General features: G+C 41.1%; 10 protein-coding genes. 5 read left to right on the top strand and 5 right to left on the bottom strand.

The annotated features are described in order from the left end of the window. Nucleotides 1-36 precede the first annotated feature (36 nt). The 3 genes from IAE19_RS12790 (at nt 37) to IAE19_RS12780 (ending at nt 7,335) form a co-directional block, all read left to right on the top strand. On the top strand, nt 37-2,118 hold the full coding sequence (locus IAE19_RS12790) for a methyl-accepting chemotaxis protein (protein ID WP_200461305.1): 2,082 nt from the start codon (nt 37-39) through the stop codon (nt 2,116-2,118). Nucleotides 2,119-2,266: 148 nt separating this feature from the next. After that, nucleotides 2,267-6,883 carry an Hpt domain-containing protein gene (locus IAE19_RS12785; protein ID WP_200461304.1) on the top strand — a complete coding sequence of 1,539 codons (4,617 nt, stop codon included), beginning with the start codon at nt 2,267-2,269 and terminating at the stop codon, nt 6,881-6,883. Then, nucleotides 6,883-7,335, top strand: a complete 453-nt coding sequence (locus IAE19_RS12780; RefSeq protein ID WP_200461303.1) for a hypothetical protein — start codon at nt 6,883-6,885, stop codon at nt 7,333-7,335. The genes IAE19_RS12785 and IAE19_RS12780 overlap by 1 nt, the downstream gene beginning before the upstream one ends. A gap of 134 nt (nt 7,336-7,469) precedes the next feature. On the opposite strand, the gene IAE19_RS12775 is transcribed toward IAE19_RS12780, so the two are convergent. The 5 genes from IAE19_RS12775 to IAE19_RS12755 all read right to left on the bottom strand — a co-directional run bounded on the left by IAE19_RS12775 (nt 7,470) and on the right by IAE19_RS12755 (nt 13,086). After that, nucleotides 7,470-7,634 (bottom strand): hypothetical protein, encoded by a 165-nt coding sequence (locus IAE19_RS12775; protein WP_200461302.1) that lies wholly within the window; start codon nt 7,632-7,634, stop codon nt 7,470-7,472. A gap of 19 nt (nt 7,635-7,653) precedes the next feature. Next, nucleotides 7,654-8,859, bottom strand: a complete 1,206-nt coding sequence (locus tag IAE19_RS12770; protein ID WP_200461301.1) for an RtcB family protein — start codon at nt 8,857-8,859, stop codon at nt 7,654-7,656. 297 nt (nt 8,860-9,156) lie between these two features. Then, nucleotides 9,157-10,617, bottom strand: coding sequence for an amino acid permease (locus IAE19_RS12765; protein WP_200461300.1), 1,461 nt, complete (start codon nt 10,615-10,617; stop codon nt 9,157-9,159). Between the two features lie 13 nt (nt 10,618-10,630). Beyond that, nucleotides 10,631-11,650 (bottom strand): methyltransferase, encoded by a 1,020-nt coding sequence (locus IAE19_RS12760; protein WP_200461299.1) that lies wholly within the window; start codon nt 11,648-11,650, stop codon nt 10,631-10,633. 62 nt (nt 11,651-11,712) lie between these two features. Beyond that, nucleotides 11,713-13,086 carry a uracil-xanthine permease family protein gene (locus IAE19_RS12755; RefSeq protein WP_200461298.1) on the bottom strand — a complete coding sequence of 458 codons (1,374 nt, stop codon included), beginning with the start codon at nt 13,084-13,086 and terminating at the stop codon, nt 11,713-11,715. A 177-nt stretch (nt 13,087-13,263) separates the two neighbouring features. Between IAE19_RS12755 and typA the strand changes: the two genes are divergently transcribed. Both typA and mscL read left to right on the top strand, forming a co-directional pair. Further along, the gene (gene typA, locus IAE19_RS12750; RefSeq protein WP_200461297.1) at nt 13,264-15,099 is read left to right on the top strand and encodes a translational GTPase TypA; all 1,836 of its coding nucleotides are present in this window, start codon (nt 13,264-13,266) and stop codon (nt 15,097-15,099) included. Nucleotides 15,100-15,354: 255 nt separating this feature from the next. Further along, nucleotides 15,355-15,789 (top strand): large conductance mechanosensitive channel protein MscL, encoded by a 435-nt coding sequence (gene mscL / locus IAE19_RS12745; RefSeq protein ID WP_200461296.1) that lies wholly within the window; start codon nt 15,355-15,357, stop codon nt 15,787-15,789. Nucleotides 15,790-15,843 lie beyond the last annotated feature (54 nt).

Genomic DNA, 15,843 nt, shown 5'->3' with positions numbered 1-15,843 from the left:
AATCAAGTCAAAACGCGTATTCAGGAGAGAAGCTGCATGGGCTTTAAACTAAAAAAGAAAAACACAGCTGAAAGTGCGGTTAAGAAAAACGGTTCTGCATTTTTTGCGAAAATACAGGCTCAGATTGATCAATTTTCACGTCTATTTGGGGAAAGTGAAAAATCTAAACCAATCATTTATGCTGCCATTATCTTTTTATTTCTGGCAATCCTTACGCTGATTTACTTGTTTTATAGCGTACCGCGTAACAATGAATTGACACGTAGTCTGGGGCAATTACGTTTATTGTCACAAACTATTCCACGTCAGGCAACAGATGCAACTGCTTCTGGCTCACCTGATATGATTGCTAATCTGAAAAAATCGCAAGAACAATTCGCGCAAAATCTGGAAAATGTCCAAGATATTTACGGAACATCTTCAGAGGAATATAAAAAGGTTGATCAACTCTGGAAAAATGTATCCACCAATGTAGAGTTGATTACCTCGCAACAAAAACTTATCAATCAACTATACGACACCAATATTGCAATTGGTGAGTCAATTCCAGGGATTCAGGCTGAATACAACCTGATGGTTGACCAAATGGCACGTCTAAATATGCCAAGTAGTCAGGTAGTAATTGCTAAAAACCAAGTATTCATTGCAGAACGTATTCTTCGTTCGATTGGTTCTGTGTTGGTTGGCACTGAAAATGCCCGTGCATCAGCCGACGATTTCAGTGCGGATATTGAAACCTTTGGTGCTTATCTTAACGCGCAGTTAAATGGCAGCACAGATTTAGGTGTAGAGCGTATTGGTGATGCAACCTTACGTGAATCAGTCGAAAGCATTAAATCTGAATATGATGAAGTATTAAAAACTGCTGCATCTACAGTATTTAAAAATGCCAATCAGATTGTTAAAGTCCGTCAAGCGTCTTCACAGATTTTCTCTCAATCAGATGAGATGCTGAAATCCTTGAATAACCTTTCAGACAAGGCAGATTCTGGCTGGTCAAGTATTATTCCAGCAGTTTTATTACTGTTATTCCTAGGTGGTTTTACTTATACCATTCTGAAACTCTTGTCTTTGCGTAGTGCAATGGATAAAACCCGTGTAACGCGTTTACAGGATGAGTATGACCGTAACCAGAATGCGATTTTACGTTTATTGGATGAAATTGCAGATTTGGCGGATGGTGACTTACGTTCGTATGCAACAGTATCAGAAGACTTTACTGGAGCAATTGCTGACTCGATCAACTTTGCGATTGATCAGTTACGCGATCTGGTTTCGCGTATTACCGATACTTCTCAGGAAGTGGCACGTTATACACAGGATACTCAAACCATTACCAATCAGTTGGCTGAGGCATCTGAACATCAGGCACAGGAAATTGCAGGTGCTTCTGCCGCGATTAACGAAATGGCGGTGTCGATCGATCAGGTATCTGCCAACGCGGCTGAGTCTGCTGAGGTTGCTGAGCGTTCGGTACAAATTGCATCCAATGGCGCCGATGTTGTAAACCGTTCTATTGTCGGGATGGATACCATTCGTGAACAGATTCAGGAAACGTCTAAACGGATTAAACGTTTGGGTGAGTCGTCTCAGGAAATTGGAAATATTGTCTCACTGATTAACGATATTGCTGACCAAACCAACATTCTGGCATTGAATGCTGCGATTCAAGCATCGATGGCGGGCGAAGCTGGTCGTGGTTTTGCCGTGGTCGCCGATGAAGTACAGCGTCTAGCAGAACGTTCGGCTTCTGCAACCAAGCAGATTGAAGGTCTGGTTAAAACCATTCAGACAGATACCAATGAAGCGGTTATTTCAATGGAGCAAACGACATCTGAGGTTGTGCGTGGAGCTAACTTGGCGAAAGATGCGGGCGTGGCGCTGGACGAGATTCAAAGCGTATCCAGCAATTTGGCAAAACTGATTGCAAACATTTCCAATGCTGCAAAACTTCAGTCTGCATCTGCGAGCCATATTGCTAATACCATGAATGTTGTACAGGAAATTACTTCGCAAACAACGACAGCAACCTTTGATACAGCGCGTTCAGTTTCTGAACTAGCCAATATGGCAGAGTCATTACGTGAGTCTGTATCAGACTTTAAACTGCCGGACTAAGCTTTAAATAACATTTTAGGGCAGACTTTGGACTGCCCTAAATTAAAAATGCATCGTCAAGATGGCTTCTTGAGAAGGAAGTCACTTGCGTGATGGTGGTAGATCAAGTTTCACCATCAAGGGTGGATAAACGAAAGAAGCCTTCGTTATGAAAGAAATATTAAAACATTTTGTTGAAACAATAAGCTTGCCTGAAGATAGTTATCTTGATCAGGATGCCGAAATTCTTGAAATTTTTATTGAAGAACTAGAAGAAATTTTTCAAGAATTGGACCAACTTATTCCACAGTGGCTAGTTCAGCCCAATGAACACAAACTTTTAGTAGAAGTTCGCCGTCATTTTCATACCCTTAAAGGGTCTGGACGTATGGTGGGAGCAAAGTCATCTAGTGAGTTGGCGTGGACAGTAGAAGAAACGCTGAATCGAATTATTGCGACAACATTACCATTAAACTCAGATTTACAGCGCTATGTTCAAACAGCGTTTAATCTCTATCGCTTTAAATTTTATGATGATTTTAAAAATGTACAGGCGCATGCACTAGATATTCGTCCTTTGATTCTATTAGGGCAGCAATTACAACAGCAACAGGGTGTTGAACCTGCTTTGGAAGAATTGCTCATTTTAGCTGAACAGTTGAATACTTCAGCTGTTACGACAGGACTGGAAATTCAGGAAGAACAGGCGACAGCCGCTGAAAGTCCAGTTGAATTCGTGCCTGCGATTGATGCAGATCAAAATACTGAGATTGTTGCTACTGATGACGGTTTGATTAAAGAAACCTTGGCGATTTTCCTTGAAGAAGCAGAAGAACATTTACAAACAGTGGATGCTTTTTTGCAGCAGGATGCGCCAACTGATCAAAGCTATAATCAGTTGATTCGTGCCTTGCATACTTTGCGGGGCAGTTCATCAATGGCCCATATTCAGCAAGTATTTGACGCGAGTAGTAAAGTTGAAACCCTGTTTAAAACACTTATGCAGGATGAGCTCGAATCTACTTCTAATGAAACGGCCTTACTTACGCATTATGCTGAGTTCGTTCGTGATTATTTACATACGTTACATCAGCAAGGTTCTCAGCAACAGCTTGATAAAATTGATCAGAAATTTAATCAGGCGTGGGAGAATTATGGCTTTAATATCGAAGAAATTGCCCATGAAGCACAGCATCCGCAAGGTGTAGTGACCTCGTTATTGCAACTAGAGATTGAAAATTTACTCAATGCAGATTATGAGTTTGAAAAACGTGCCAAACATGAATTCCCAGCTTATATTCAACAATTGCTTCATGAAGCAGTGTCTTTAATTGAACATACTCCTAATCGTGCTTCGCAGGGCGTACATGACTATTTATTGCAATTGAGACCCGCGTATGAGGCGCTATTGCAAAAACCAGCTTTACTGAATATTGATTTCGCCTTTGATATTTTTGGACAAGCACATCAGCAGGTCATTCATTTATTTGATATTTTGGCAGCAGGGCAACGTGTAAGCCTGGGACAAGAGCAACAAAGCATTCTTAATGAATTGCAGGATTTTGTTCAACAAGACATAGAAACTACTCTTGCTGAAATTGAAGGAGAGTCTGTTTCAAATCCTGAACAGCAAATTGAACCAGTTGAGCAAATACCAACCTTAGAGCCAGTTACTTCACCATTTGATTTGTCTCAAATTTCTGCGCGTATTCGACAGGATCATCAGTACATCGATGCTGAACAGGCCAATCGTAATTTTGATGCAGACCTTCTGGATATCTTTCTTGAAGAAGCAGATGAATTGTTAGTAGGTATTGATGCGGACTTAAATACTTGGTCTCAGCAACAAAGTAATACTTCGGCGCTAAATAATCTGATGCGTTATTTGCATACCTTAAAAGGTGGGGCAAATATGGTTCAGGCGACGCATATGGGTTTAATTGCGCATGAATTAGAAACGATTTATGAGCGATTGATTAATGGGCAAATACATTCATCTGCCAATTTAATCCAGATTATTCGTCTGGTACAGGACGATATCGCCGATCGTATTCAAACTTTACGTGATCAAGCTGTCGATTACCCTGCAACTGAAGTGCTTGAGTTACTTCAGAACATTGAACAAGTTTTACAAGGTGTGCCACAGCAATCGGAGCCTGCTGCAATCACTGAGATTGAAACAGATGAAATTGCGTTTGAAGATCAAATTTTAGAGACACAAAATAAAGTTTTTGTTGAGGAATCAGCCACTGATGTAATTGAGTCCACATTTATTGCGGAATCTGCGCTGGTGGATGAGTCGGAATCTGTAGCGCTTGATGAACAAGTATTGGATTCTGTTTCAATTGTATCGAACGATGAAAATAATGAGCAGCAACATAGTTCAAATTCTGATGCAGATGTAGAAGAGATTGTTGCATACCCTCAAGATTCTGATCTGGATGATGTTCAGTCTTTGGTCGAAGCGACATTCTATGAAGAAGCCGAAGAATTACTTGAAACTGCGCATCAATTACTGCAACGCTGGTTTGATGACCGTGCTAATCGTAGCGTTTTGCTCCAGTTACAGCGTACTGTACATAGCCTGAAGGGCGGTGCACGTATGGCAGAATTAGAACCTGTGGCTGTCATTGCTTCGCATCTGGAAAATGCATTTGAGCAATTTGGTGTTAAAAACTTTAGTTCAAATGCTTATGACCATTTGTTATTGACTGCATTTACCTGGTTGAAACAAGCCATTTTTGAACGTTCTTACAATAATTACGATGGTTTAAAACATACGCTGGAACGTCTTGAGTTCGTTGATACCAATGCGCAAATTCCAAGCAAGCTGGCTCGAGCGGATTTATTCTCGCAAGAACAGGTTATGGAATTTGTACAGGGTGATGGCACAGAACCGCCATCCATGCTAGGTGAGTGGGACAATACTGTTCAGGTTGATGACTCAAATGAAATGATCCGTGTTTCTGCGGATCTGATTGAAAAAATGATTAACCTCTCTGGTGAAAATGCCATTAACCGTTCCCGTATTGAAATGGATCTGGGGCAGTTGGGCAATACATTGGTGGAAATGGAACTTGCTATTCAGCGTCTAGCAGATCAGCTACGTCGAATGGAAGGTGAGTTGGAAAGTCAGATCATTGCCAAGCATGGTACAGAAAACTCGCGTTATACCGACTTTGATCCTTTAGAAATGGATCAATATTCATCTCTGAATCAATTGTCGAAGTCGCTTGCCGAATCTGCATCGGATCTGGTGGATTTTAAAACCACGTTATCCGACAAAATTCGTGATACCGAAGGCCTGTTGTTACAACAGTCACGTATTCAGGCTGAAATTCAGGAAAGCCTAATGCGTACCCGACTGGTCCCTTTCTCTCGGTTATTACCGCGATTACAGCGTATTGTCCGTCAGACTGCAACGACTCTAAATCGTCCTGCTGAATTAGTTGTGCAAAATACGGAAGGTGAATTGGATCGCACTATTTTAGAGCGTTTGGTGACACCACTTGAACATATGCTGCGTAACGCAGTCGATCATGGTTTGGAAGATCGTGACGAACGTTTGAAGCTGGGTAAACCAGAAACTGGTCGAATTGAACTAAATATTAGCCGTCAAGGAACCGACGTTCTGGTTAGTTTTAGCGATGATGGTAAAGGAATTGAAGTTGAGAAAATCAAAGCCAAAGCTTTACAAAATGGCTTGATGACCGCAGATCAAAAACTCGATGCACAGGAAATTTTGCAATATATTTTCCACCCAGGTTTTAGTACAGCCACTGCAGTCACTCAGATTTCAGGTCGTGGTGTTGGGCTAGATGTGGTGCAAAGTGGGATTAAAGCCTTAGGTGGCCATGTCAGTGTTGAGTCTAAACTTGGTTCAGGAACTACCTTTACCATTCGCGTTCCAACCACTGTAGCGGTGAGTGATGCCTTAATGGTGAAAGTCGGCGATCAACAATTTGCCTTGCCTTTGGCTCAGATTGATCGAATTGTACGGATTGCACCTTCAACTTTAGAGCAGTATTTTAATGGACAGGATGACTATTTTAATATTGATAACACACCATATCGCTTACGCTATCTGGCTGAGTTCGTAGCTAACCAACCTGTTCCAAAGCTTTCAGGTGTTGCACATTCACTACCCGTATTATTGGTCAAAGGTGCGCATGGGCAGACCATCGCTTTACTGGTCGATCAATTAGTTGGTTCACGGGCGCAAATTGTGGTGAAACCGATAGGTCAGCAATTTGCAAGTATTGGAACTGTGGCAGGCGCGACGATTCTAGGTGACGGTCATGTCTGTCTGATTCTAGATGGGCAAAATATTGCGCGGCAGATTCAGGCGACACAGCGTAATAAACAGCTTATTGAGGGTAGAGAAAAAACACGGCATACCGATGAGCGTCGTCTAGTCATGATAGTTGATGACTCTGTAACGGTACGCAAAGTTACCTCGCGCTTATTGGAACGTCAGGGCTTTGATGTAGTCACTGCTAAAGATGGTGTTGATGCCATGGAGCAGCTTGAAAATGTCAAACCAGATTTGATGTTGCTGGATATTGAAATGCCGCGTATGGATGGTTTTGAGGTCACAAATCTTGTACGTCATCATGAATTACATCAAGACATGCCAATTATCATGATTACATCTCGTACAGGTGAAAAACATCGTGAGCGCGCCTTGTCATTGGGAGTGAGTCATTACATGGGTAAACCTTTCCAGGAAGCTGAGTTACTGGCCAATATTGAAGATTTACTCGAAACACGTTCAGGGAGTTACTGATGAGCTCAGATAAAACTGTAGTGACACAGATTGATCAACAGGAACTTCAGCATTTAATTACAGTTTCAACTGGATTTATTGATGCGTATATTATTGAGTGTCATGATCGGGTGCCAATGCTATTACCGCAAAATATTGTACTCTCTGCTCTGGATACCAAAGCAGATGCGCAGTCAATTGAATGGCATGATTTAAAACTACCTGTTTATGCTGTTACTCATCCGACAGCAACAGATGGTGTGGCATTGGTAATTGAAGGTGATGATGTAGCGCAACGGTTTGCTTTGATGTGTAATAACATGCCGCAATCCATTCGCTTGCGTATCTCAGAAGTGGTCGATGAGGAAAATGTTGAATCCAATCCCATGGTATTTAAGCAGGTAAAAATTGCAGATCAACACTTTCATGTGCCTAATTTGGAAAATATTCAAAAAAGTTTAGGGATTTTATAATCTAACATGCTCTAAAGAACAAACCCCAGTTCAAATAACTGGGGTTTGTTTTATGTGTGAGGATTAAGGCCAAATAATGAGATCTGATGATGGTTTTTTTCATGATGTGCTCCTAAGAATCAATTGATATGAATTTATTTATCCCAAGTTGTCGACTTTAACATCTGCTTGGTTTGTTGCCGTTCACGTCGATGTTGTGCTTTAGGCTTTTCCGTTTCGTGCATCCCACCTTTATGCATCAAAGGTGATAAAGCAACCTGATTTCTGATTTTTACGTTAGGTAACTTAGCGAGTTTCATTTATGACCTCTGGGTTAAATTATCCTTTAATACAAAGGACTTGTTTAAGCGTATGTACCACTTCAACCAAATCAGTCTGATTAGCCATGACTTGGTCAATGTTCTTATACGCTGCTGGAATTTCATCAATAACGCCTGCGTCTTTACGGCATTCAATCCCTTGAGTTTGTTCAATCAGATCTTGTTGATTAAACAAATGTTTGGCTTTATTACGGCTCATTTTACGTCCAGCGCCATGTGAGCAGGAGCAAAAGGATTCCGGATTTCCTTTGCCGCGAACGATATAAGAGCAAGCCCCCATAGAACCTGGAATGATTCCAAGTTCACCTTCACCCGCACGAATAGCACCTTTGCGGGTAATGAATAAGTTTTCGCCATCATGTTGTTCATAACTAACATAATTATGGTGGCAATTAATGGCTTCTTTGGTCAGTTGAAATGGTGGTAATAAGGGGCGAATTGCTTCTAAAATTAAACGCATCATCTCGCGACGGTTTTCATAAGCATAAGCCTGTGCCCATTCCACGGCTTCCACATAATCATCAAAGCTGGTTGACCCTTCTGCAAAGTAACTTAAGTCTTTATCTGGAACATGACCAAAACGATCTTGCGCTTCTTTTTTGGCTAGCTCAATAAAATAAGTCCCAATGACATTCCCCAGACCACGACTGCCTGAATGCAACATGATCCAGATATCCTGATTTTCATCCAGACAGAGTTCAATAAAGTGGTTACCACCGCCCAAAGTTCCTAATTGCTTTTGCCAAGTCATATCAAACTTTCGTAACATTCGAACTAAACCAGAATGTTTGGTAATAATAGGTTTTAGCCCTTTGTCGAGAGGCGTTAGGGTAGACGCTTTGGCTTTCACCTGCTTATGTAGATCAAAGCCCACAGGTACTTTGCGTTCAATGGCATTGCGTAAAGCTGAAAGGTTGTCCGGAAGTTGACTACTTTTTAGATTTAAGCGAATTGCGTTCATCCCGCAACCGATATCTACGCCTACCGCAGCAGGAATAATCGCATTTTTGGTTGGAATGACACTACCAACGGTTGCCCCTTTCCCGACATGCACATCTGGCATGACTGCGATGTGGGAATGAATAAATTGCAATTGCGCCATTTTATGAAGTTGTTCAATACTGTCATTATCTATATCTTGGGTGAAGATTTTGACTGGCACCCCATAAGCTGCATCTGCATTTAAAATTTTTTGTATGCTCATACAATCTGTCCGTTTCATTGTTTAAATCTGTCCGAACAGGCATAAAAAAACCTAGCGAATGCTAGGTTTATGTGCATTCGGACAAGTCATCATTGATACTTGTCCGTGAGCTGACAACGTGCCAATGATTAGTAGTAGTTATCCTGTAAAGCTGGCATGTTGTTACTCCTATAAAATGGCAGTTTCAATTAAAGCTGCGTCAATGGTTGAATCTTGATCGTCATCATAATCCTTTCTTTTTAAAAGTCAAGCTACTCAAAATCAAGGAATTGAACAATGGCCTACACAGTGAAAAAATTAATCCTGATCTGGTTTGAGATTCATTTCATGATAGGGCACCAGTTTGGTTTTATGTTTCCATTTATAGCTTAGCCAAATCACCAGAAAAAGAGGAATACTGATATAAGTGGAAAGTAAACCCACCCAATCAATTTTGCCACCTAAAACAGCTTGGTAGTTTTGTCCCAAAATAATAATCGAACATAAAATAAAAGCAAACCATGGCGCAAAGGGAAAGAATTTGGCTCGATATGCCAGATCTTCAAGTCTATGACCTTGAGCCAGATAACCTTTGCGAAAACGATAGTGTGAAATGGCAATGCCAAGCCAAACAATAAACCCACACATGCCCGACATATTTAACAGCCAGTTAAATACTGCCTGCTCTCCAATAAATGTGGTCAGGAAGCATAACGCCGCAATGGCTGTTGTGGCATAAAGCGCATTCATAGGTACACCGCGTGGATCCAATTTTGAGAACCATTTTGGTGCGCGACCTTCACGAGCCATGTCAAACAGCATTCGGGTTGAAGAATACATGCCTGAATTACCTGCCGATAAAATAGCAGTTAAAATCACGGCATTCATCAGACTTGCGGCAAAGGCAAAACCCACCTTTTCATAGAGCAAGGTAAAAGGAGAAAGGGCAATATCACTACTAGACGCTGCTTGTAACAGACGTGGATCATCATAGGTAATTAATGTACCAATGATAAAAATACATACGATATAAAACAGTAAAATCCGCCAGAAAATCTGTTTAATGGCAAGTGGAATAGTGCGTTTCGGGTCTTTAGATTCACCTGCTGCAACGCCAACCATTTCAGTGCCTTGAAAAGAGAATCCTGCAATCATGGCAACGCCAATCATGGCCTGTAATCCGCCAACAAAAGGTGCATCTTTATATGTCCAATTACCAAAAGTAGCCATGCCAGGCGTCATCATAATTTTGATGATCATGGAAAAACCAATAATGATAAAGGCAATGATGGCAACGACTTTGACCATGGAAAACCAGAACTCACTTTCTCCAAAGCCCTTCACCGTCATAGCATTGATTGCAAAAATCACAACCAGAAAAATGGCACTCCAATAAAAACCCGGTAAGTCTGGAAACCAGAATTTCATAATGAGCTGGACCGCAACCAATTCAAAGGCAACAGTAATAGCCCAGTTGTACCAATAGTTCCAGCCTAATGCAAAACCAAAACCATCTTCGACGTAACGGCTACCGTAGGTAAAAAATGCACCCGAAGTTGGATTATGAGTTGCCAACTCGCCCAAGCTGGTCATTAGGAAGTAAATCATTACGCCAATTAGTGCATAGGCAAGCAGAGCTCCGCCTGGCCCAGCATTGGCAATAGTTGAACCTGAAGCAAGAAATAAGCCGGTACCGATGGAACCGCCAATAGCGATCATATTTAAATGACGAGCACCCAGCTTTCGCTGAAGCTTTTCAGGTTGAATCGTTTCACTCATGAAAATTCCTTAGTCATTGGGATGCTTGGGCATAGAGCACTTTGAATCCTTGTTGATCTGCAAGGATGTTGCAGCGACCAAATTGTTGTTCTATCAAAAGGGCATAATTTAAAAAACGGTTCGCCACAATCCACAATTCACCATTTATGGTCAAATGCTGTTTGGCTTGCTTGCATAGACCTTCACTGGCGGCATAGTCAGTATGAATTCCCTGATGAAAAGGAGGGTTGCTGACAATTGCATCTAGTTGAGGGGGTGCATCATGAATCCCCGTGACTGCCTGAATATGAAGCTGTTCTAAATTAAGTCCATTTCGATGAAATGTCATTTCAGTGGAGCATAGTGCAAAGGCATCAACATCTAGCGCATAAATTTCATTTTTGCTATTTAATTTTGCCAAATACGCGCTAATTACACCTGCACCGCAACCAAAGTCGGCAAGTTTACCCGATTTTATATTATTTAGATAAGGTAAAAGAATGGCGGTTCCAACATCTAAATGATTTTGACTGAACACGCCGGGTAGAGCGCAGATCTGAAGTTCAGTCTGGTTTACTTGTACGGTATAGGTTTTTACCCAGTTTTGCAGTGGCTTCAGCGTTTCAGTTTTTTGCAAAATACATTGCCATAGCTGACAGTGTCGAGCGCTATCAAGTTTTAGGGTTTTACCTAAAGCTTGTAGCTGTTTAGCTGCACGTTCCACACCACCTTTTTTCTCACCGACTAAAAAAATGGATTGTCCTTTATTTAGGTGGCTTGTCACAACATGCAAAATATAGCTTAGTAATTCTTTCGATTTCGGCACAAAAATAACGACTTGATCGATTGAAGTCTTTGGAAATTCTACTGAGAAATGCGTATCAAATTGCTGCTGTTGAAAATATTGATGATCAGCAAAGTTCCATGTCCAGATAGAAACATCTAATGCTTTAGGGAGTTCCTGACTCAGACGATCAGCAGGCGCATTAATCAGTAGTACCCGACCAGATAAAAATTGTTGTTGGCGTAACACCACTTCACTACGTGGGTCCATGTTCATCTCTCATGAATAAGAAAGCCCAGTCAAACTGGGCAAATTCATTTTAATTGCCCAATTTAATGTTTATGTTCAGGCAAAACAATATTTAAAATTAAGGCCGCAATACCACCCGTTGCCACACCAGAACTAAAGATATTTTTAAATAGTTCAGGTAAATGTTCAAGAATTTGTGGTACCTGAGCAACGCCCAACCCTAGAGCCAGAGAAATGGCAATAATTAATAATGCACGACGATCCAGATGAATCCCGGATAAAATGTTAATTCCTGAGGCAGCAACAGCTCCAAACATAACCATGACTGCACCACCTAATACTGCTTGGGGTACGGCTTGAATCACGCCAGAAACCATAGGGAATAGACCAAGTACGATCAATAAAATTGCAATCCAAATGCCGACATAACGACTGGCAACACCTGTCAATTGGATAACGCCGTTATTTTGTGCAAAAACTGAGCTAGGAAAGGTGTTAAATAAACCCGCAAGTAGAGAATTTGCACCATTGACCAATACGCCGCCTTTAATACGGGCCATCCATTTTGAACCATTTACGGGTTCATTGGATAGTTTACTGGTCGCTGTAATATCGCCAATCGCTTCTAAAGATGTCACCAGATAAATAAATGCCATTGGAATAAATAAGCTCCATGAAAAGCTTAAACCAAAGTGCATTGGTGTTGGAATTTGTACGAATGGAGTTTCATGTAATCCTGAAAAATCCAGATGTCCCATGAAGCCTGCTAGCACGTAACCAACAATGAGTGCAATTAAAATTGCGGAACTTTTAACCCAGATAATCCGAATACGATTGAGTAGAATAATAATCGCAAGTACTGTACATGACATAATCAGGTTATCTGTACTGGCAAAGGTTTGGTTTTGCATCGCCTGATAACCACCGCCCATACTGATCAAACCTTCTTTAATTAAGGTCAAACCAATCATTAGTACTACGATACCTGTGACCAACGGCGTGATCAGTTTTTTCACCCACGGTAGAATTCGGGATACACCCATTTCAATAAATGAGCCCGCAATCACTACACCAAAAATAGCTGCCATAACCTGATTCACTGGCGTTCCTGCGGCTACCATCGCGCTACCGATTCCGATAATCGGACCAATAAAGTTAAAACTGGTGCCTTGTACAATGAGTAAGCCTGCGCCAAATGGCCCGACTTTTTTACATTGTAAAAATGTTGCGATGCCGGAAATAACCAAAGACATGGATAAAATCATGTTGGTTTCTTCGCGAGAAACACCGAGCGCCAGACAAATTAGCAGTCCTGGTGTAACAATAGGGACAATAATTGCTAAAAGATGTTGCAGGGCAGCAAGAAAAGAGACAAAAGGAGCAGGACGGTCATTCAGGCCATAAATCAAATCAAGTTTTTCACCTGACTTTGGCGCAGAGTCTTGTAAATCAGACATGGGAGGAAAAAATCACTAACTGCAAGTTGGCGCTATTCTAATCGAGATCCTGACCTTTACCAAAGAAAAAAAGACAAACACATGAAAAAAACAAGTGCATGTCAATAAACTGTCACTACTTTTATGTAGGATTTTTCTGTATAATTTGCCCTCAAGTTTTAGGCTTATCGAATTTTCATGTCAGATATCAAAAATCTCCGCAATATTGCAATTATTGCACACGTCGACCATGGTAAAACCACGCTTGTCGATAAACTTCTTCAACAATCAGGTGCTTTGGGTGATCGTGCAGGCGAGATTGAGCGTGTCATGGACTCGAATGCGCTTGAAAGCGAACGTGGTATTACCATTTTGGCAAAAAACACTGCCATTACTTGGTTAGACAAGCGTACTGATACGACTTACCGTATTAATATCGTCGATACCCCGGGACACGCCGACTTTGGTGGTGAAGTAGAACGTGTACTGTCGATGGTTGATTGTGTACTTCTTCTTGTTGATGCTCAAGAAGGCCCAATGCCACAAACACGTTTTGTGACACAAAAAGCCTTTGCACGTGGTTTGAAGCCTATCGTGATCATTAACAAAGTAGACAAACCAAGTGCACGTCCAGACTGGGTTATCGATCAAGTATTTGACTTGTTTGATAACTTGGGTGCAACTGACGAACAGTTAGACTTCCCAATCGTTTATGCGTCAGGCTTACGTGGTGTGGCAGGTCCTTCGCCAGAAGAATTGGCTGATGATATGACACCGTTGTTTGAAACGGTTGTAGACATTGTTGAACCACCTGCAGTAGATGCGGAGGGTCCGTTCCAAATGCAAATTTCATCACTTGACTATAATAGTTTTGTGGGCGTAATTGGTGTTGGTCGTATTCAACGTGGTTCTGTGAAGTTAAATACTCCAGTAACTGTTATTGATAAAGAAGGTAAGACTCGTAACGGTCGTATCTTAAAAATCATGGGTTATCACGGTTTAGAGCGTATCGATGTAGAAGAAGCTTCTGCAGGTGATATCGTATGTATTACTGGTATTGATGCACTCAACATTTCAGATACAGTATGTGATCCGAAAAATGTTGAAGCATTACCGCCATTGTCTGTAGATGAGCCTACAGTATCGATGACATTCCAGGTAAACAACTCACCGTTTGCAGGTAAAGAAGGCAAATTCGTGACTTCACGTAATATTCGTGAACGTCTAGATCGTGAATTGATTCATAATGTTGCACTTCGTGTCGAAGACACAGATAGTCCAGACCGTTTTAAAGTATCTGGTCGTGGTGAACTTCATCTTTCTGTATTGATCGAAAACATGCGCCGTGAAGGCTTTGAGATGGGTGTATCTCGTCCGCAAGTGATCATCAAAGAAGTTGATGGTGAAAAACAAGAGCCATATGAAAACGTGACGTTTGATGTTGAAGAACAACATCAAGGTGCGGTGATGGAGCAAATGGGCCACCGTAAAGGTGAAATGACCAATATGGAAGTAGACGGGAAAGGCCGTATCCGTATTGAAGCGACTGTTCCGTCACGTGGCTTGATTGGTTTCCGTTCAGAATTCTTAACCATGACATCTGGTACAGGGATTATGACATCAAGCTTCTCGCATTATGGACCTGTTAAACAAGGTACTGTTGCGAAACGTCAAAACGGTGTATTGATTTCAATGGTTCAAGGCACTTGCTTGGGCTATGCATTGTTCAGTTTGCAAGACCGTGGTCGTTTGTTTGCCAAACCACAGTTAGAAGTTTACGAAGGTATGATCGTCGGCATTAACTCGCGCTCTGATGATATGGTAGTAAACCCAACTAAAGCAAAACAGCTGACTAACGTTCGTGCATCGGGTACTGATGATGCCTTAACTTTAACACCTGCAATTGAATACACGCTTGAACAAGCACTTGAATTCATTGAAGATGATGAATTAGTTGAAGTAACCCCTAAATCAATTCGTATTCGTAAGCGTTATTTGACTGAAAACGAACGTAAACGTAATCGTGATAAATAATTTATTTTTGATTTAAGTCCAAAAACCGCTAAATTCGTTTAGCGGTTTTTTATTGGCAATCAAATATTTTGTTGACTATGCTTAAGTTCATATTTTCATTCAAATAAAAATGTTGTTAAAGTGTGAAATAACTTTCTTTTTTTTGGAAAAATATTAAATTAACAAGCATTAGCACATAATCCATTAACACTAATGTTAAGCCGTGATTAGAACAAAAAACAAGGGAATAGCGGTTCCCGACTGGAGAAAATAGAGATGAGTATTATTCAAGAATTCAGAGAATTCGCTGTTAAGGGCAATATGATTGATCTGGCTGTCGGTGTCATCATCGGTGGTGCATTTGGTAAAATCGTCGACTCATTGGTAAAAGATATTATTATGCCGTTAATCACTGTAATTACAGGTGGCGGTGTGGATTTCACCCAGAAGTTCGTTGTTTTGGGTGCCAATCCCAATAACTTACAATCATTGGATGCTCTGCAAAAAGCAGGGGTTAACGTATTGACTTATGGTAATTTCCTTACCATTTTAATTAACTTCCTGATCTTGGCTTGGGTGGTGTTTCTTATGGTCAAGTTGATTAATCGTATGCGCCGTAATCAGGCAGAGCCTGCACCTGCGGCAACCCCAGAAGATATTGAACTTCTTCGTGAAATTCGTGATGAATTAAAAAATCGTCCAAACGTTTAATTTGGATGAAGTTAAAAACGGCATAATTTATGCCGTTTTTTTTATGCGTTAAAA

It is taken from the genome of Acinetobacter sp. S40, assembly GCF_016624705.1.
GTDB lineage: Bacteria > Pseudomonadota > Gammaproteobacteria > Pseudomonadales > Moraxellaceae > Acinetobacter.
The sequence above is the reverse complement of the archived record's forward strand: the minus strand, read 5'-3'. Positions and strand labels throughout refer to the sequence as shown.